The sequence below is a fragment of the Pseudomonas sp. VD-NE ins genome, assembly GCF_031882575.1.
In the GTDB taxonomy this organism is placed as follows: Bacteria; Pseudomonadota; Gammaproteobacteria; order Pseudomonadales; family Pseudomonadaceae; genus Aquipseudomonas; species Aquipseudomonas fluorescens_BZ.
Genome location: NZ_CP134772.1, coordinates 3540229 through 3558497 on the forward strand (window position 1 = coordinate 3540229; position 18269 = coordinate 3558497).

Annotated in this window: 18 protein-coding genes and 1 riboswitch; of the genes, 11 read left to right on the forward strand and 7 right to left on the reverse strand. The window is 60.7% G+C overall.

Annotated features, from left to right (window positions below):
- The first annotated feature begins 26 nt into the window (after positions 1-26).
- From RMV17_RS15815 to RMV17_RS15845, 7 genes are all read left to right on the forward strand, one after another.
- Positions 27-746, forward strand: coding sequence for an SDR family oxidoreductase (locus tag RMV17_RS15815; protein WP_311881042.1), 720 nt, complete (start codon positions 27-29; stop codon positions 744-746).
- A gap of 128 nt (positions 747-874) precedes the next feature.
- Complete coding sequence (locus tag RMV17_RS15820; RefSeq protein WP_311881044.1) at positions 875-1738, forward strand: putative selenate ABC transporter substrate-binding protein; 864 nt, start codon at positions 875-877, stop codon at positions 1736-1738.
- Positions 1735-2532: an ATP-binding cassette domain-containing protein gene (locus RMV17_RS15825; protein ID WP_311881046.1), complete on the forward strand. Its 798-nt coding sequence runs from the start codon at positions 1735-1737 to the stop codon at positions 2530-2532. The genes RMV17_RS15820 and RMV17_RS15825 overlap by 4 nt, the downstream gene beginning before the upstream one ends.
- Positions 2526-3350 (forward strand): ABC transporter permease subunit, encoded by an 825-nt coding sequence (locus RMV17_RS15830; protein WP_311881048.1) that lies wholly within the window; start codon positions 2526-2528, stop codon positions 3348-3350. The genes RMV17_RS15825 and RMV17_RS15830 overlap by 7 nt, the downstream gene beginning before the upstream one ends.
- The gene (gene phnE / locus RMV17_RS15835) at positions 3347-4114 is read left to right on the forward strand and encodes a phosphonate ABC transporter, permease protein PhnE (RefSeq protein ID WP_311881050.1); all 768 of its coding nucleotides are present in this window, start codon (positions 3347-3349) and stop codon (positions 4112-4114) included. Before RMV17_RS15830 ends, phnE begins: the two co-directional genes overlap by 4 nt.
- Positions 4115-4302: 188 nt before the next feature.
- Complete coding sequence (locus RMV17_RS15840; RefSeq protein ID WP_311881052.1) at positions 4303-5982, forward strand: MFS transporter; 1680 nt, start codon at positions 4303-4305, stop codon at positions 5980-5982.
- 118 nt (positions 5983-6100) lie between these two features.
- Positions 6101-6316, forward strand: a complete 216-nt coding sequence (locus RMV17_RS15845) for a hypothetical protein (RefSeq protein WP_160057643.1) — start codon at positions 6101-6103, stop codon at positions 6314-6316.
- A 756-nt stretch (positions 6317-7072) separates the two neighbouring features.
- On the opposite strand, the gene RMV17_RS15850 is transcribed toward RMV17_RS15845, so the two are convergent.
- The 5 genes from RMV17_RS15850 to RMV17_RS15870 are packed head-to-tail and all read right to left on the reverse strand — an operon-like array spanning position 7073 to position 11887.
- Complete coding sequence (locus tag RMV17_RS15850; protein ID WP_311881057.1) at positions 7073-9100, reverse strand: LTA synthase family protein; 2028 nt, start codon at positions 9098-9100, stop codon at positions 7073-7075.
- A 21-nt stretch (positions 9101-9121) separates the two neighbouring features.
- A complete protein-coding gene (locus RMV17_RS15855; protein WP_311881059.1) occupies positions 9122-9733 on the reverse strand; it encodes a hypothetical protein in 612 nt (203 codons plus the stop codon).
- On the reverse strand, positions 9730-11025 hold the full coding sequence (locus RMV17_RS15860) for an exo-alpha-sialidase (RefSeq protein ID WP_016984485.1): 1296 nt from the start codon (positions 11023-11025) through the stop codon (positions 9730-9732). Before RMV17_RS15860 ends, RMV17_RS15855 begins: the two co-directional genes overlap by 4 nt.
- A gap of 50 nt (positions 11026-11075) precedes the next feature.
- Positions 11076-11621 (reverse strand): cytochrome b/b6 domain-containing protein, encoded by a 546-nt coding sequence (locus RMV17_RS15865; RefSeq protein ID WP_311881062.1) that lies wholly within the window; start codon positions 11619-11621, stop codon positions 11076-11078.
- Positions 11621-11887: a PepSY domain-containing protein gene (locus RMV17_RS15870; protein WP_311881064.1), complete on the reverse strand. Its 267-nt coding sequence runs from the start codon at positions 11885-11887 to the stop codon at positions 11621-11623. The genes RMV17_RS15865 and RMV17_RS15870 overlap by 1 nt, the downstream gene beginning before the upstream one ends.
- Before the next feature lie 169 nt (positions 11888-12056).
- Between RMV17_RS15870 and RMV17_RS15875 the strand changes: the two genes are divergently transcribed.
- The 3 genes from RMV17_RS15875 to mntP all read left to right on the forward strand — a co-directional run bounded on the left by RMV17_RS15875 (position 12057) and on the right by mntP (position 14897).
- Complete coding sequence (locus tag RMV17_RS15875; protein ID WP_016984482.1) at positions 12057-12719, forward strand: response regulator; 663 nt, start codon at positions 12057-12059, stop codon at positions 12717-12719.
- Positions 12716-14089: an ATP-binding protein gene (locus tag RMV17_RS15880; RefSeq protein ID WP_311881066.1), complete on the forward strand. Its 1374-nt coding sequence runs from the start codon at positions 12716-12718 to the stop codon at positions 14087-14089. Before RMV17_RS15875 ends, RMV17_RS15880 begins: the two co-directional genes overlap by 4 nt.
- A gap of 65 nt (positions 14090-14154) precedes the next feature.
- A riboswitch (yybP-ykoY riboswitch) is annotated at positions 14155-14324 on the forward strand.
- Between the two features lie 9 nt (positions 14325-14333).
- Entirely contained in the window at positions 14334-14897 is a 564-nt protein-coding gene (gene mntP / locus RMV17_RS15885) for a manganese efflux pump MntP (protein ID WP_034155848.1), read from the forward strand.
- Between the two features lies 1 nt (position 14898).
- Here mntP and RMV17_RS15890 read toward each other — a convergent pair whose 3' ends face one another.
- Complete coding sequence (locus tag RMV17_RS15890) at positions 14899-15615, reverse strand: DUF72 domain-containing protein (protein WP_311881068.1); 717 nt, start codon at positions 15613-15615, stop codon at positions 14899-14901.
- A gap of 70 nt (positions 15616-15685) precedes the next feature.
- Positions 15686-17473: a thiamine pyrophosphate-requiring protein gene (locus RMV17_RS15895; protein WP_108227319.1), complete on the reverse strand. Its 1788-nt coding sequence runs from the start codon at positions 17471-17473 to the stop codon at positions 15686-15688.
- Positions 17474-17762: 289 nt separating this feature from the next.
- On the opposite strand from RMV17_RS15895, the gene RMV17_RS15900 reads away from it, so the two are divergent.
- Entirely contained in the window at positions 17763-18269 is a 507-nt protein-coding gene (locus tag RMV17_RS15900; RefSeq protein ID WP_311881071.1) for a cupin, read from the forward strand.

Genomic DNA, 18269 nt, shown 5'->3' on the forward strand with positions numbered 1-18269 from the left:
CAGCATTCAGATCAGGGAGACGATCGATGAACATTTTGGTGGTCGGTGCCAGCAAGGGATTAGGCAGGGCTTTGATTGATGGTTTGGGGAACGCGGGAGACACGCTGATCGGCGTTTCCCGCACACGCCCCGAGGACTTGATCGTCGATGCCGAGCGCAACGTACGCTGGGTAGAAGCCGACCTGATGTTTCCGGCGAAAGCGGCGCACACCATTGAGCAGGCAGTCGCCGAGGACGGTCTGGATACATTGATTTACAACCTCGGCATCTGGGAAACCTTGGCCTTCGATCCAGCCTATGCGTTTCTCGATTCCTCGGACGAGGAAGTGCAAGCCATCGTCAGTTGCAACATCACCTCAACAATCCTGCTGATCAAACGTCTGCTCCCTCTGCTGCTGAAAAGCGCCCAACCCAGAATCATCCTCACCGGGTCAACCTCGGGCCTGCCACAAAGCGGGCGCCCGGAAGTCGCTTTCGGTGCCTCGAAATTCGCTCTGCGCGGGATTGCCGATTCATTGCGCGAAGGCTACCGACACCAGCGTCTGTCGGTGACCTGCCTGAACCTTGGGTATCTGAATACAGAGGATCCGCTGAGCACCCCGCTAGATCTGGCGGCGCAGCGTGGCGAGGGTCAGCTGAGTCCTGTTCACGACGTCGTCCAGGTGGTGCGTATGATCTTGAGTCTGTCTGCGGCCAGCTATGTCAAGGAACTCACCCTCCCAGCAATTCTCGACGAGCGATTTTGACTGCGCTATCCCCATGGCGCTGGCCTTTGCGCGTGTGAGTACGTATAACCTCGCCGATTCGTCTACCCTCACGTAGCGCCCTGGTTCAGCTCTTCACACTTTTTGACGCTCACGAAACGGAGAACTCCATGCTCAAACAAACCCTGGCACTGACCGCCGGCCTGGCCCTGTCCTTTTCTGCATTCATGGCCCAGGCGGCCGACGTTTTGCGCGTCAGCGCGATTCCCGATGAAGCGCCGACCGAACTGCTGCGCAAGTTCGAACCGCTGGGCGCTTATCTGGAACAACAACTGGGCATGAAAGTGCAGTTCGTACCGGTAGCCGACTACCCGGCGGTAGTTGAAGCCCTCGCAACCGATCGCCTCGACATGGCCTGGCTCGGCGGTTTTACCTTTGTGCAGGCGCGCTTGAAAACCGATGCAACGACGCCAGTCATTCCGCTGGTCCAGCGCGAGCAGGACGCGCAGTTCACCAGCAAATTCATCACTGCCGACCCGAACGTACATAGCCTCGCCGACCTCAAGGGCAAGACCTTCGCTTTCGGCTCGGTGTCGTCGACCTCCGGCAGCCTGATGCCGCGTTACTTCATGCTGAAAAACGACAACATCAAGCCTGAAGCGTATTTCAGTCGCGTCGCCTACTCCGGTGCCCACGACGCCACCGTGGCCTGGGTGCAGGCCGGCAAGGTTGACGCCGGTGTATTGAACGCCAGTGTCTGGCAGAAACTGGTGGATGCCGGCAAGGTCGACACTAACAAAGTGAAAGTCTTCGCCACCACGCCGACCTACTTCGATTACAACTGGACCGTGCGCGGCACCCTCGATCCAGCGCTGGCGGCGAAGATCAAAAAAGCCTTCCTTGATCTGGACCCGGCCAACCCTGAGCAAAAGAAGATTCTTGATCTGCAGGCCGCCAGCCGCTTCATCGAGACCAAACCCGAGAACTACAAGGGCATCGAGGAAGCCGCCCGCGCTGCCGAACTCCTGAAATGACCCTGAGCCTCAACCAGGGCAGCCTGCGCCACGCCAATGGAGTCGACGCCCTGCGCGGTGTCGACTTGCAGATTGGCGTTGGCGAACAGGTCGCCATCATCGGCCCGTCCGGGGCCGGCAAATCGAGTCTGCTCAACCTGCTGGCCACCGCATTGCGGCCCAGCAGCGGCGAAATTGAAGTGCTCGGCGAACGTGCCTGGCACTTGTCCGCCCGCCAGCGTCAACGCCTGCGCGCACGCATTGGTCTGGTGCATCAGGCACCGCCGTTGCCGCCGCGTCAGCGAGTGGTCACGGCGGTGCTGGCCGGCAAGCTCGGCCAATGGAGTCTGGGTAAAAGTCTTCTGAACCTGTTGCATCCACTGGATGTGGCGGGTGCGCGTGCGGCGTTGGCTCGGCTGGATCTGGGCGACAAACTCTTCGCCCATTGCCAGCAATTGTCTGGCGGCCAGTTGCAACGCGTCGGGATTGCCCGGGTGTTGTATCAGGCGCCAGAGATTCTGCTGGCTGATGAACCGGTGTCAGCGATGGACCCGGTGATGGCCGGGCACACCCTGTCGATCCTTTCGCGCCACGCTCGCGAGCACAACGTCACGCTGGTGGCGAGCCTGCACGCGGTCGATCTGGCGCTGTCGCACTTCCCTCGGATCATCGGTCTGCGCGACGGGCAGATTCTGTTCGACAGCGCTTCTGATCAAGTCAGCCACGCGATGCTCGACGCGCTGTACGCCAACGAAAAACTGCAATCGCCGACCGCTGCGGTAGCGCCTCTGACTGTGCAGATTCCCCGATGCTGAAAGCCGATTCACGGGATCCGGCGGCGTGGCCGCGATTGTTGCTGACGTTGCTGGCGATAGCCTTGCTGTGGCCGAGCGTTCAGCTCAGCGAGCTGAATCTGGCCGTATTGCTGCCCGACAGCCAGAATGAAATGGGCCGTTTTGTCGCGCAATTCTGGCCACCGGCGCACGATGAAGCGTTTCTCCAGTTACTGCTCAAAGCCACCCTGCAAACCCTCGCTATCGCCACCGCCGGCATGGCCTTGGCGCTGTTATTGGCGATACCGGCCGGCCTGATCGCCAGCCGCGCGCTGTCGCTGTCCGCCGCCTCGCGCGGTGGCGTGCCCAGTCGACTGGGACGTCTGCTGCGCTGGCCAGTGCGCGGCTTGCTGATTTTTTTGCGCAGCGTGCCGGAAATCGTCTGGGCGCTGCTGTTCGTGCGCGCTGTCGGGCTAGGTCCGGCGGCGGGTGTACTGGCCATCGCCATTACCTACAGCGGCATGCTCGGCAAAGTTTACGCGGAGATATTCGAGTCGACTGACCAGCGCCCGGCGCATGCATTGTTGCAGTCTGGTAGTGGTCGTCTCGCGGCGTTTGCCTACGGCACGTTGCCCAATGTCGCGTCGGAACTGCTGTCGTATACGGTTTATCGCTGGGAATGCGCGATCCGCGCGTCAGTCGTGATGGGGTTTGTCGGCGCTGGAGGTCTGGGTCAGCAGATCGATCTGTCGATTCGCATGTTCGCCGGCGGTGAAGTCGCCAGTATTCTGCTGTGCTTCCTGATTCTGGTGTTGGCCGCCGATCAACTCAGCCGCTTGCTGCGCTGGAGGCTGACATGAATCGGCTGATCAACCTGCTGCTGATCGCCGGCATCGCGCTGGCCGTCATAACCTCGTTCGCTTATCTGGGGCTCGATCTCGGTGAACTGGGCAGCGCCACCAGTCTCAAGCAGATGGGCGCGTATGTGCAGCGTTTTCTCAGCCCGGATTTGAGTGCGGATTACCTGAAAGCCATCTTGCATGGCTCGATGGAAACCCTGGCGATGTCAGCCCTAGGCACCCTGCTCGCTGCGGTATTCGGCATCGTCCTCGCCCTGCCCGCCGCCGGACGTTTCGGCTGGCCGCTGCAAAGTGCCTCGCGCCTGCTGCTCAATGCCTTGCGGGCGATTCCGGAACTGGTCTGGGCGGCATTGATGGTGCTCGCCGCCGGCCTCGGGCCGAACGCCGGCACCCTCGCCCTCGCCCTGCACACCACCGGCGTGCTCGGTCGTTTGTTCGCCGAAGCGCTGGAAAACACCCCGCCGCAACCGGCCGAAGCGATTCGTTTGCAGGGCGGCAATCCGCTCCTCGCCTTTTGCTACGGCACGCTGCCGAACCTTGCGCCGCAACTGCTCGCGTACATTCTGTATCGCTGGGAAAACAACATCCGCATGGCCAGCGTGCTGGGTTTTGTCGGCGCCGGTGGGCTTGGGCAGATGCTCTATGTGAGTCTGAGCCTGTTTCAGGAAGCCCAGGCCAGTACAGTGATTCTGGCGATGCTGGTGCTGGTGTTTGTGGTCGACTGGTTGAGTGCCTGGAGTCGGCAGCGCTGGGTAAAGGCGTAGTAGGCAGGCCGGCGGCTGGATATCTGGCAGAAGCTGATTATGCTTCAGGAAAGCTTGCACAAATGCGCGATGGCGACACTGTGCAAGCTTCACGCGACAGCGCTTCCGGCATATGCCACAAGGCCAGAGTGAGACAAGCAATAACGGGGGACTCCGGCCTACAACAATAAGCACGACGGAGAACACCCATGGCCACAATCGACACAGCATCCACCGGCAGCCCACCGCGCAGCGGCGGCATCACCAAGGAGGAGCGCAAGGTCATCTTCGCTTCCTCCCTGGGCACGGTTTTCGAGTGGTACGACTTTTACCTCTACGGCTCACTGGCGGCGATCATCGCCAAGCACTTCTTTGCCGGTGTCAACGAAACCACCGCGTTCATTTTTGCCTTGTTGGCCTTCGCGGCGGGGTTTGCGGTGCGGCCATTCGGAGCGATTGTGTTTGGCCGGCTCGGCGACATGATCGGGCGCAAACACACCTTTCTCATCACCATCGTCATCATGGGCGTCTCGACCGCGATTGTCGGTCTGTTGCCCGGTTACGCGACCATTGGCGTCGCCGCGCCGGTCATCCTTATTACCCTGCGCCTGCTGCAAGGTCTGGCGCTGGGCGGCGAGTATGGCGGCGCAGCGACGTATGTGGCTGAGCATGCACCGCGCAACAAACGCGGCTTTTTCACGTCGTGGATTCAAACCACCGCGACCCTCGGGTTGTTTCTGTCATTGCTGGTGATCCTCGCCTGCCGCACCGCGCTGGGCACTGAAGCCTTCGAGGCGTGGGGCTGGCGGATACCGTTTCTGTTGTCGATCCTGCTGCTGATCGTCTCGGTGTACATCCGTCTGCAACTGAGCGAGTCGCCGGTGTTCCAGAAGATGAAGGCCGAAGGCAAGGCGTCGAAAGCGCCACTGACCGAGTCCTTCGCGCGCTGGGACAACCTCAAAGTGGTGATCATGTCACTGTTCGGCGGCACGGCCGGGCAAGCGGTGGTCTGGTACACCGGGCAGTTCTATGCGCTGTTTTTCCTGCTGCAAACGCTGAAGATCGACCCGCAGACCGCCAACCTGCTGATTGCCGGCTCACTGCTGATCGGCACGCCGTTCTTCGTGATTTTCGGCAGCCTCTCCGACCGCATCGGGCGCAAGCCGATCATCATGGTCGGCTGCATGCTGGCGGCGCTGACCTACTTCCCGATCTTCCACGCGCTGACCCAGTACGGTAACCCTGACGTGTTCATCGCCCAGGAGAAGAACCCGGTCAAAGTCATCGCCAACCCCGACCAGTGCTCGTTCCAGTTCGACCCGGTGGGCAAGGCCAAATTCACCAGCTCCTGCGACCTGGCCAAGACCCTGCTGGCGAAACGGGCGATTCCCTATGAAAACGTGATCGCCGAACCTGGCACCGTCGCGCAAGTGCGCATTGGTGACAAAGTCGTCGAGAGTTTCGAAGGCAGCGCCCTCCCAGCCGCCGACTTCAAGACGCGCAATGATGCGTTCACCGCCACCCTCGGCACTGCACTCAAGGACGCCGGTTATCCGGAGAAAGCCGACCCGGCGAAAACCAACTACCCAATGGTCCTGCTCCTGCTGACCGTGCTGGTGATCTACGTGACCATGGTCTACGGCCCGATTGCCGCGTGGCTGGTCGAGCTGTTCCCGACCCGCATCCGCTACACCTCGATGTCGCTGCCCTATCACATCGGCAACGGCTGGTTCGGCGGTTTCCTGCCGACGGTGGCGTTTGCCATGGTCGCCGCGACCGGCGATATCTACTACGGGCTGTGGTACCCGATCGTGATCGCGGTGATGACGGCGGTACTGGGCACGTTCTTCCTGCCCGAAACCAAGGATCGCGACATTCTCAAGGACTGAAAGCTGCCAGCGCGCCCTCTCCATCGCGGGAGGGCGCCATTCGGCAAAACCCGGCAAAAATATCGAACGACTGCCGCACCGCCTGCCTCCAATGTTTACACCACTGGAGGTCACTAACATGAACAGCGACGATAAAACCCCGAACGCCCCGCCAACCGACACGTCCGGCAAACCGGTGAATGTGGTCGAGCGCGATCTTGAAGACCGGGACGATGACACCAAAGCCGTGGATGAAGTCATCACCCCCTCGTCCACAAGAGTGAAGGAGCAGGACGCCGAGACGCTGCAGCGCAAGATCGATGAGATAGAGCGCAAAGTGGCTGATGGTAATTAGTGTTTTTTCAGGCGATCGCAACCGTCTGCTGGCTCTACCCCCTCACCCCAGCCCTCTCCCCCAAGGGGGCGAGGGGGAAAGGGAGTCGATTTGTGGGCTTTTCAAATTTTGCGTTCAACTCGGTCTTTCAAGTCGGCGCATCTCGATCAAACACTTCGGTCAGTCACCTCTCCCCCCGAGAGAGGGAAAAAGGGAGCCGATTTGTGCGCCTTTCAAATCTTGCGTTCAACTCGGTCTTTCAAGTCGGCGCATCTCGTTCAAACACTTCGGTCAGTCACCTCTCCCCCCGAGAGAGGGAAAAAGGGAGCCGATTTGTGCGCTTTTCAAATCTTGTGTTCAACTCGGTCTTTCAAGTCGGCGCATCTCGTTCAAACACCTCGTTCAGTCACCTCTCCCCCGAGAGAGGGAAAAAGGGAGCCGATTTGTGGGCTTTTCAAATCTTGCGTTCAACTCGGTCTTTCAAGTCGGCGCATCTCGTTCAAACACTTCGGTCAGTCACCTCTCCCCCCGAGAGAGGGAAAAAGGGAGCCGATTTGTGTGCTTTTCAAATTTTGCGTTCAACTCGGTCTTTCAAGTCGGCGCATCTCGTTCAAACACCTCGGTCAGTCACCTCTCCCCCCGAGAGAGGGAAAAAGGGAGCCGATTTGTGCGCCTTTCAAATCTTGCGTTCAACTCGGTATTTCAAGTCGGCGTAACTTGCGCGAGCAACGCGCTCAGTCCCCTCTCCCTCTGGGAGAGGGTTAGGGTGAGGGCTCCTCAGCGCACATTGCGATACAGCATCAGCCGCGCACTTTCATGCAGCCCCCGCGTCAGCTCCACCAGCCGCTGAAACTCCTGCGGATGTTGCTCGGCGACGTTGTCTCGCGGTGTCGCCGAGCGCAGGTCGTGCAAGGTCGGCGCGCTGCCGTCGTGTTGCATTTGCAGCAGGTGGTGCTGGGTCACGCCGCCAATCAACGGGAATGTGCCTTCACGCAACACCAGCGGTACCACCCGTTCGCCCTCGGGTGCCGGCTGCTGAATATCGCGGCCCATCGCGCCGTTGCTGAACGGGATGCCGGCCATGCCTGCCACCGTCGGCAGCAAATCCACCAACCCCACCGCTTCATCGATCACCTTGGCTTTGAGCATGCCCGGCGCATGGATCAGCACCGGCACATGGTTGCTTTCCAGCCCCAATTGTTCGAAGGCCGGCGGCATGTGCGGGATCTGGCTGATGCGAGTGTTGTGGTCGCCGAAGAACACGAAAATCGTGTTGTCGTAGTAGCCGCCGGCCTTGGCCAGCTCCATCAGCTTGCCGATGTTGAAATCCAGCAGGCGCACCGCGTTGTATTGCTCGACGCTGCGCGAGCCGGCGGCTTGCACTTGTTCCAGCGACAGATGACTGACCTGGAAGCCGTCATTGTCCTTGGGAATGGTGAACGGCCGGTGGTTGCCCGAGGTTTGCACATAAGCAAAGAACGGTCGGTCCTTGGGCAGATCGCGCAGGATGCGGTCGCTTTCCTTGAACAGATCCAGGTCAGAAATGCCCCAGACATCCACCAGCGGCGAACGCCAGTCGCTCTCCTGATACAGCTTTACGCCCTCGATGCTTTGCTGGATCAGCGCATTGATATTCGCCCAGCCGGCATTGCCGCCGATCATGTAGAGCTTTTGATAGTCGGTGAACGCGTTGATCAGTGTGTGCTGACGGGTGATCAACGGATGACGGGTAGCGGTTTCCTGACGGGTGACGTCCGGCACTCCGGTGATGCTCGCCCAGACGGTTTTGGCGGTCCCGGTGACCGGCACGTAGAAGTGTCGGAAGAACCAGCTCTCGGTGGCCAGTTGATCGAGGTTCGGCGTCGGGTTCAGCGGGTTGCCATAGGCGCCCACCGCACTGGTGCCCAACGATTCGAGCATGACGAACATCACGTTCGGCGCGCCGGCGACCCGGTACGGTTGCACCGCTTGCTGGCGCTCGAATGTCAGGGTTTGCGCGTCCGCTTGTTCCACGCCCAGATAACGCGCAATCAGCGGGTAATGCTCGCGCACCTGGGCCTCATCGAACTGTGCCTGCCCGGCCTTGAGTGTGTCGTAGAGGAACAGCACCGGGTTGAGGCCGACGGCGGCAATCTGCGCATTGCCGGAGAAAAACGCGTCGCTCCAGCGCAACGGCACCGGGTTTTCCAGATTGAGATTTTCGACACGACCGAGCAACGCCAGCAACACGGCGACCAGGCCGAAAACGCTGCCTACGACCAGCGAGGTACGGCGGATGGCGCGAGGTTCCCGCGCCAGTGTCGCGCGCTCCAGACGCACGAATCCGTAGAGCCACACGCCCAGAACCGCCAGCCAGCCGAGGGCAATCCATAGCACTGGATAGCTTTCCCGGACCATTTGCTGGGAAATCTGCGCATCCTCCAGATAACGCAGTACCGTCGCGTTGATGCGCACCCCGAGGTAGGCGTAATGGCCGAAGTCGATGATATAGATCAGGCCGACCACGCCCAGCACCAGCAACCAATAACCCCGCGCCAGATGGCGCAGCAACGGCAGGCGCGTCAGGTTCCAGCGAGGCAGCCATGCCAGAACGGCCAGCGGCAACATCAGCAACACTGCCAGACGCAGGTCGAAACGCAGACCGATGCCGAGGGTTTCGCGCAGTTGCGGGTCGTTGGCAAATGCGCTGATGTCGAGACCGGAAAAACCCAGCACGAACACCAGCCGCAGCAGGGCCAACAGTAAAAACGTCAAACCTGCCGCGCCGACGCCGTAGCGCAGGCGCCGCGATTGCAACCAACCCATCGTAAAACCTCAGTGTGGTGATCAGATTGAAGACGTCGACACGGCCGGGACTGGCCGCAGCAGGCGCCAGACTTCGCGCACGCACAGCACGGCACCGGCCACTAGGCAGTAACCCACCAGCAGCGGATCGATCAGGTAATCCCAATAGTTTTCCGAGGCCTTGAGGCGTAGTGCAAAGGCCAGCGTGCCGAGTGCCAACATCGCCACCGCCAAACCGTTGCGCAGCCACAACAGGGCCAATGTGCTCAGCCCGATCAGCACAATCATCGGCCGTGGATTAAAGCCCCAGCGGTACGGATCGACGTAAGTCAGGCCCATCGTTGCCGGATACAGAATCAGCGCCAACACGGTGAACAGCACCAGCACCTGAACGCGCTTGACCGTTGGCAACGGCTGAACCACGCCAAGGCGCAGCAGACAGACCCAGCCCAGCAACACCAGCGTGGTGATCGCCAGATCGTCGGTAAAGCTGCGCACGTAGGCCGCCAGCGGCAGATCGTTGACCGGGATAAAACCGGCCAGCGCCAACAGCGGCAACAGCCACGGGCGCCATGGCCGGGTGAAGTGAAATGCACTCAGCAGAACAAAACCGAGCAGGACAAAACTCAAATGGGCTTGCCAAAGAAACATCACAGACGCTCCGCCAGCCAGGCATCGTTGAAGCTGACATGTTTGATGAAGGTGTTATTCCACGAGTACACCAGGTGATAGAGACCGTCCGAACCCCGGCTGAAATACGGATATTCGTACTCGAAATCACAGCCGCGCGGTTTGCACACGCGGTAGTCGAGATTGCTCAGAAAGCGCTGTTCCAACGGCAGGCGGCGGGCACCACTGGAGGATCGGAAACCTTCTCCGATAATGGCCTTGTACGCCTCTGGCGAGAACGGCTGACCGAGCGGATCCGGTGACTGATCGAGTTCGATCACACTGCGCCAGTCGTTGAGATTGGCATCGGTGCCGTACAGGCTCAATTTGAAACGCCCGTCGCGCAGATCGTTGAGCGCCACCAGCAAACCGTCGTCAGCCGTGCCTACCGCTGCCAGCGAGGAGTTGGGGTTGGCCGGCTCCAGCGGATACGGTTCGCTCCAGGTCTGGCCCGCATCGTCGGTACGGCTGGCCAACACGCGATGATGGGTGTCACCGGCATAACGCAGCATCGCCACGGCGCGGCGGCCATCCAGCGGCACGATGGTCGGCTGCAACGAGTGCTTGCCGCGACTGATGCGGAATTTGTCGATCACGGCACCGTCGGCGCTCAGGTACAGGTACTCGGCGAACTTGCCCATGAACTCGTGATACACCGGCAAGCCGATCGAGCCGTCGGCATGGAACACCGGTGCCGCGCGTACCAGTGTGCTGATGTTGAAAAACGGCGAGGTGATCAACTGGCGCGGCGTCGACCATTCACGACCCATGTCGGCAGAGACCATCACGTTGATCGCACTGGTGGCCCAACCGCCTACGGACACCGAGACGTAGAACATCCACAAGCGCCCGTCCGGCGCGAGCGCGATCACCGGGTTACCGAGCTTGCGAATATAGCGCTGGGTGCCGTCGCGGGTTTGCTCCCGGGTGGCCAGTACCTGTTCGGCGCCCCACTCCGCCGTTTTTGCATCAAAGCGCGCCGTGCGGATCTGCACGTCGGCAGCGCCTTCGCGCGAGCCGGCAAACCACACGGCCATCAGGTCCCCGCCGGGCAGCGCGGTGACCGAAGAGGAATGCACAAAATCATCCAGTTGCGAGGAAACGAAACGGCTGCTGTACATCGGCTCCGACGCTTGCAGTGCGCCATCGACCGGCGCTGTCGACAACGCAAATGGCGCCAGCACATGGGGTGGATGACTGCGCCACGCGGCCAGAAAGATCAGGCACACGGCGAGGCTGCCGAGAATGAACGTCAAGCGAAAGGACAACGCACGCATAAGGGGCTCGCGGCAAGGACAGGAGGGTTAACAATGGGCAGACGTCCTTGTCAGCGCGTCGAATCATTTGGCAATCGGCGACGGCGCCCGGTGAGCATCGACAACGGCAGGTTGTCGTGAACCTGAAAACTTTCAAACACGGCAGCAGCGATGTGAAGGCACACCAGCACAAGCAGACTGTCGGCCGCTGTTTCGTGGACCGATAACGGCCAATCGGCACCCCACAAGGCGTCGACTTCTTCCATCGCCCAGCCGCTGAGACCCACGGTGAACAACGCCAGCAACATCAGGATCATCACCAGCGCGCCGATCGGCGAATGGCCGAGGCGATGTTCGGGCCGCCCGGCGAGCAGCGAGCGCGCATGGGCCAGCAGGCGCGTCGGGGTCGGCCAAAAGTCCGCCCAACGGGCACTGCGCGGCCCGATAAATCCCCACACCGTGCGTACCAGCAACCAGCCCATGGCGTAATAACCGAGCCAGACATGCCAGTCGTCACCCGCTTCATTGAAGAAGTAATTGGCGACGAAGACGCCCGCAATCGACAGATGAAACAGCCGCACTACGGGATCCCACAGGCGCAGGGACGCGCTCGGCATCAGCCCTTGATCTCGGTCTTGACCGCTTTACCGCTGACCGGGTCGTGGTAGATCTCGACCTTGCGCTTGTCTTTGTCGAACCCGTAGATCTCGTAGCAGTTGCCGTCGGTGACCTTGAACTTGCTGATCTGGTAGCCCTGGGCTTTCAACTGTTCCTGAAAGGCCTTCTGGTCTTGCCATTGCGACCGCTCGGCGGTGGTGCATTGCGGGCCGGCGACGGCCAACGGGCTGGCGACGATCAAAGACAACAGCAGCAGTTTGCGCATGGAATCACTCTCGCTGGATGAGAAAGACCTCACTGTGCAAAAGCAACCTTAGCGAAAGCTTAGTTGGCAACGAACCGTTACATCTTTCCCGTCGGGTGGCCTGCCACGACGCTCGGCGTAGCGGCATGATGCCGTCCATTCCAACCCGTTCCGCCAACAGAGAACCGCCATGCGCCTGCTTCTGGTCGAAGATGATCGTGCCCTCGGACAAGGCATTCGCGTTGCCCTGAGCAACGAAGGTTATACCCTCGACTGGTTGCAGGACGGGGTCAGTGCCCTGCATGCCCTGCGCAGTGAAAGCTTCGATCTGCTGCTGCTTGATCTCGGCCTGCCACGGCTCGACGGTCTGGCCTTGCTGCAACAACTGCGCAGCGAACAACAGGACTTGCCGGTGCTGATCCTCACCGCCCGCGATGGCACTGCCGAGCGCATCGCCGGCCTCGATGCCGGCGCCGACGACTACCTGATCAAACCGTTCGATGTCGATGAGTTGAAGGCGCGCATCCGCGCGTTGCTGCGGCGCAGTCAGGGACGCGCGCAACCGGTGCTGGAACATGCCGGCGTGTGCCTCGACCCGCTCAGCCAGCAAGTCACCTGGCTGGGCAACGAAGTAGTGATGACGCCGATGGAATATCAGCTGCTGCATCAACTGATGGCGCGGCCCGGCAAAGTCGTCACCCGCGAGCGTCTGTCCGGCGCGCTGTACGGCTGGCAGGAACGGGTCGAGAGCAACACCCTCGAAGTGCTGATTCACAACCTGCGCAAAAAGCTTGCGAGCGAGTTGATCCGCACTGTGCGCGGGGTGGGTTACGTGATGGCGGTCAAACCATGATCTCGATACGTGCGCGAATTCTGGTGCCGGTATTGATCCTGGTATTGATGGGCGATCTGCTGATCAGTTGGCTGGTGCTGCGCGACAGCCATCACGAAATCGAAGAGGTCTACGACGCCCAACTGGCGCAAAGCGCACGCCTGCTGCAAGGCGTGCTGGCGCAACGCGCACCGGGCGACAACAACTGGCAGCGACTGCATCAGGCCTTCGATCAAGCGATGAGCCGGGTCGGTGATGGCGAGGCGGCGCACCCCTACGAAACCCGTTTGACGTTTCAGGTCTGGCGAAGCGATGGGCAATTGTTGATGCGCTCGGCCGAAGCGCCGGAACTCCCGGCGCCGCCGACCACTTTCGGTTCTCACGACCTGATGGAAAACGGCCGCGACTGGTGCGCGTTTCTGCTCAAGGACTCGCAGCAAGGGCTGCTGATCTGGGTCGGTGAGCGCGATGACATGCGCCAGGATTTGATCGAGCGCATCGTCGGTCACACGTTGTGGCCGAGCGTGATCGGCGTGCCAGTGCTGACGATGCTGATCTGGCTGGCCATCGGCTGGGGCCTGCAACCGCTGCGGACCATGGCGCAGACCATTCGCGGGCGCAACACCGACACCCTCAAACCGCTGAATTTGCGCCCCCTGCCCCACGACCTCGAACCGATGCAAACCGCGCTCAATCGCCTGTTGCAGCAGATCGACAACCTGCTGGCGCGCGAGCGACGCTTCATCGCCGACGCCGCCCACGAGTTGCGCACGCCGCTGGCGATTCTGCGCATCCATGCGCAAAACGCACAGCTTGCCAGTACCGCGCAACAGCGTGAGGAGGCGCTGGAGTTTCTGGTCAGTGCGGTGGATCGTGCCACCCGTATCGCCAGCCAGTTGCTGACCATGGCGCGCATTGAGCCACACCTGGCCAACCCGGAAAAAAGCCCGGTGGAGCTGACTGCGCTGGTGCGTGAAGAGCTCGCCGAACTGGCGCCGCTGGCGCTGGAGAAAGACGTCGAACTGATCCTCGACGGAGACCAGCACTGTCCGGTCGACACCGACCCGGTCGCACTCGCCATCGCCTTGCAGAACCTGGTCACCAACGCCTTGAACTTCGCCCCGCCCGGCAGCGAAGTGCGCGTACAGGTCCAACCGCAGGCATCCGGCGCGGTGTACATCAGCGTCGAAGATGCTGGGCCCGGTATCAACGAAGAGGATTACCCACGACTGTTCGAGCGTTTCTACAGCCACGGTCACGCCAATGGCGCCGGACTGGGACTGGCGATTGTGCAAATGATCGTCAGCAAGATCGACAGCACCTTGCAGCTGTACAACCTGCCCCGGGGCGGCTTGTGCGCAGAACTGCGCATCAACGAGCGGCCGGCGTGACTTGTCAAACCTGATTGCCGATGCCGTGGTTTTGACGAAATTTTCATGTTTGCCCACATAAGATCCGCAGCCTCGTTGGGGAGTAGCCTGTTTCCGAGCCTTTCGGAAGCGTTCGTATCAACATTCTCGGCAACACGCCGTGGTACGAACACCTTTTGGTTGGTGAGACCGACGACACATCCATGCCTAACGTCGGGCGTGTGGTTGTGTCGTTGACTCATAGCCCGACTGGAAGTGTGCCCCCGTGAATCCTGTTTCCCTGATCTTCCTCGCTCTGGCCATGTCCACCGATGCGTTCGCCGCCGCCATCGGCAAAGGCTCCAGCCTGCACAAACCGCGTCTCACTGAAGCCCTGCGTACCGGTCTGATCTTCGGTGTGATCGAAGCCATCACGCCCATCATCGGCTGGCTGATCGGCCAGGCGGCCACCCGCTGGGTCGCCGAATGGGACCACTGGATCGCCTTCACCCTGCTGCTGATTCTCGGCCTGCACATGATCTACAACGGTCTGAAACACGAAGAAGAGGAAGAAGAAAAACCGGGCTCGCACTCCTTCCTGATTCTTGCGGTCACCGCGTTTGCTACCAGCATCGATGCCCTCGCCGTCGGTGTCGGTCTGGCGTTTGTCGACGTGAATATCTGGGTCGCGGCGGCAGCGATCGGTCTGGCGACCATGACCATGGTGACCCTTGGCGTGATGCTCGGCCGAGTGCTCGGCGCGGTCGTCGGCAAGCGTGCGGAAATCGTCGGTGGCGTGGTGCTGATGATTGTTGGTGCAACGATTCTGTATGAGCACCTGGCGGTCTGATTCAACCGCAGGTCAGCGTCGCCAGCGTCAAGGCGTTGCCGAGTGCGGCACCGCTGGCGGTGTTGTCAAAAATACACCAGGTCGCGGCACCTGCCGCGGCCGCTGATTGCAGGGCTTGCGCGAGGTTTTGCAGATAAGCGGAATCGTAGGCGCTGTGGTAAATGCGCGGTGAGCCGTGCAGTCGCCAGTATTTCGTGTCTGTCCAGCCGATTGGCGAAGCATCGGTGCTGATGCGCGAGGGATCGACTGCCGCTTGGGCAATCTGATGCGTCATCAGCATCGGCTCGGCGCTGATCCATGATTCGTGCCTTGGTTCGAGCACCACGACGCCGGAAAACCGCTGACGCAATGTCGTGAAAAAGGCTTCGGCGACGGCTTCGTCGAACGCCAGCGATGGCGGTAATTGCACCAATAGGCAGCCCAGCCGATCTCCCAACCCGCCGCACTCAGCCAGAAATATGTCCAGCGCTGACTCGCAGTTCGCCAGACGCAATTCATGGCTGATGTGTTTGGGTATTTTCACCGAAAAGCGAAAGTCTTCCGGTACGCCATCGGCCCAGCGTTCATAGGTTTGCCGACGATGCGGACGGTAGAAAGAGCTGTTGATTTCCACGCCGTTGAATCGTGCCGCATAGCGCTGCAAATGCGTGCCTTCCGCCGGGAACTCCGGCCAATGTTCGCGCCCCAGACTCCAGCCTGCACAGCCAATGAAAATCATCAGTGCACCTTCCGCTCATTGATCGTTCCCACGCTCTGCGTGGGAACGATCAAACCTGTGTGTTAACCGGTCATTTCTTGCCGGGCAACACCGCGCCAAGTACCTGCTTGGCGGTTTGCACGATCACTCCGGCCTCATCCGGATCGCCCTTGAGCAACGTCGTGGCGAATTTCTTCGCCTGTTCAAGCTTGATGTGCGGCGGCAATGGCGGCACGTTCGGGTCAGTCTTGAACTCGATGACCACCGGCACTTCCGAGGCCAGTGCCTTTTCCCAGGCCGCGGCGACGTCTTCTTCGCGATCGACAAAAATGCCTTTCAGGCCAATGGAGATGGCGAACAAGTGATACGGCACATCCGGAATGCTTTGCGAGGCTTCGAACTTCGGATCGCCCTCCATCACCCGCTGCTCCCACGTGACCTGATTGAGGTCCTCGTTGTTGAATACCGCGCAGATCCATTTCGGACTCGCCCATTGCCGCCAGTATTTGGCGACGGTGATCAGTTCGGCCATGTTGTTCATCTGCATTGCGCCATCGCCCACCAGCGCAATGACCGAACGCTCGGGATAAGCAAACTTGGCGGCAATCGCATAAGGCACAGCGGCGCCCATGGACGCGAGGCCACCGGATAATGAGCACTGCATGCCACGGCGGATTTTCAGGTCACGGGCAAACCAGTTGGCGCAGGAGCCGGAGTCGCTGGTGATGATTGCGTTATCGGGCAGGCGCGGCGACAACTCGTACACCACCCTTTGCGGGTTGACCGGATCGGCTTTGGCCATCGCCCGTTTTTCCAGGGTTTTCTCCCAGCTACCGCGCCAGCCTTCGACTTTCTTGCGCCACTTGTTTGAGGTTTTCTGTTCAAGTAGCGGCAACAACGCAGCGAGGGTTTCCGCCGAATCACCGACCAGATTGACCTCCATCGGATAGCGCAGGCTGAGCATGTCGGGCTGCAAATCGATCTGCACGCCGCGCGCCTGACCTTCCTTGGGCAGGAACTCCGAGTACGGAAAACCCGAACCGATCATCAGCAAAGTGTCGCATTCGTTCATCAGCTTGTAGCTCGGTTCGGTGCCGAGCAGGCCGATGCTGCCGGTGACCCAAGGCAAATCGTCCGGCAACACGGCTTTGCCCAACAGCGCTTTGGCGACGCCGGCGCCGAGTTTTTCCGCCACCGCGATGACCTGATCCGTCGCCTGCAAAGCACCCGCTCCGACCAGAATCGCGACCTTCTCTCCCGCATTCAAAACATCGGCGGCACGCTGCAGATCGGCGTCATACGGCACTACTTTCGGTTTCGTGTACCCCACCCCGGAATGCGCGGTGCCATGTTCGCGAGCCGGTGCTTGGTATTTCAGCGCCTGCAAATCGTTGGGCAGAATCAGCGCGGTTACCCGCCGTTCGCCCACGGCCGTGCGCACCGCTCGATCAAGCAAATGCCGCACCTGCGAAGGTGCCGACGCCTGCTGCACAAATGCCCCGGCGACATCCTTGAACATCGACACCAGATCCAGCTCTTGCTGGTAGTGACTGCCCAGCGCGGTGCGTGCTTGCTGACCGACGATGGCCAGCACTGGCATGTGGTCCATGCGCGCGTCGTAGAGGCCGGTGATCAGGTGCGAGGCACCTGGCCCGGAGGTGGCGATGCACACACCCAACTCACCGGTGAACTTGGCATGTGCCGAGGCCATGAACGCGGCCATTTCTTCATGCCGCGCCTGAACGAATTCGATCTTTCCCTTGGCCCGGCTGAGCGCGCCGAACACACCGTTGATGCCATCCCCCGGATAGCCAAAAATCCGCGTAACACCCCACTCGCTGAGCCGTTCAACCAGAAAATCTCCCACTGTCATCGTCATCTCGATCCTCGTCTTTCTCCGCTGCATGGAGCTGTCCCGGCAGAACATCTGCCGGAAGGTGTAAGGGTCTGGACAGTTGGGTGGTTGGCGAAGTTTCGATTGATTGCTCGACGAGTTTTTCTGAGGCAAGTGCGCGTTGTGGCTGTCCACCCTTTAGCCGTTGAATAAGCGGCGCGGCCATTCGCGAGCAGGCTCGCTCCCACAAGGGGATTGCGGTCTGAATGTGGGAGCGAGCCTGCTCGCGAATGCGCCAGAACAGTCAATACAGACGTCAGATCTGGAGAACAGCATGCCCACGCCCGTACGAACCCTGCTACTGAAACGCAACGACTGGGTCCCGAACAACCCGCGTCTGCCGGTGTTGATCTACCCACAAGCGATTGAACTCAACGGCAGCGATCCCGCCGCCCTGTTCGAACAAACCTTCCGCGCCAACGGCTGGCCGCCGCAATGGCGCTACGGGGTTTATGACTTCCATCACTATCACACCGAAGGCCATGAAGTACTGGGCATTGCAGCTGGCCATGCGCAGTTGATGCTGGGCGGCCCCGACGGGCCTGTTGTGCCGATCAGCGCTGGTGATGTGTTGCTGCTGCCTGCCGGCACCGGCCATTGCAACTTGGGTAGCAGCGACGATTTTCTAGTGGTCGGAGCCTATCCGCCGGGCCAGCATGCCGATATCTGTCGCGAAGCCCCCAATCGCGAGCAATTGGAAAGCATTTCGATGTTGCCGTTTCCGCAGACCGATCCCGTGCAGGGAGCCCAGGGTGCGGTCGGGCAATATTGGCGCGAGTAA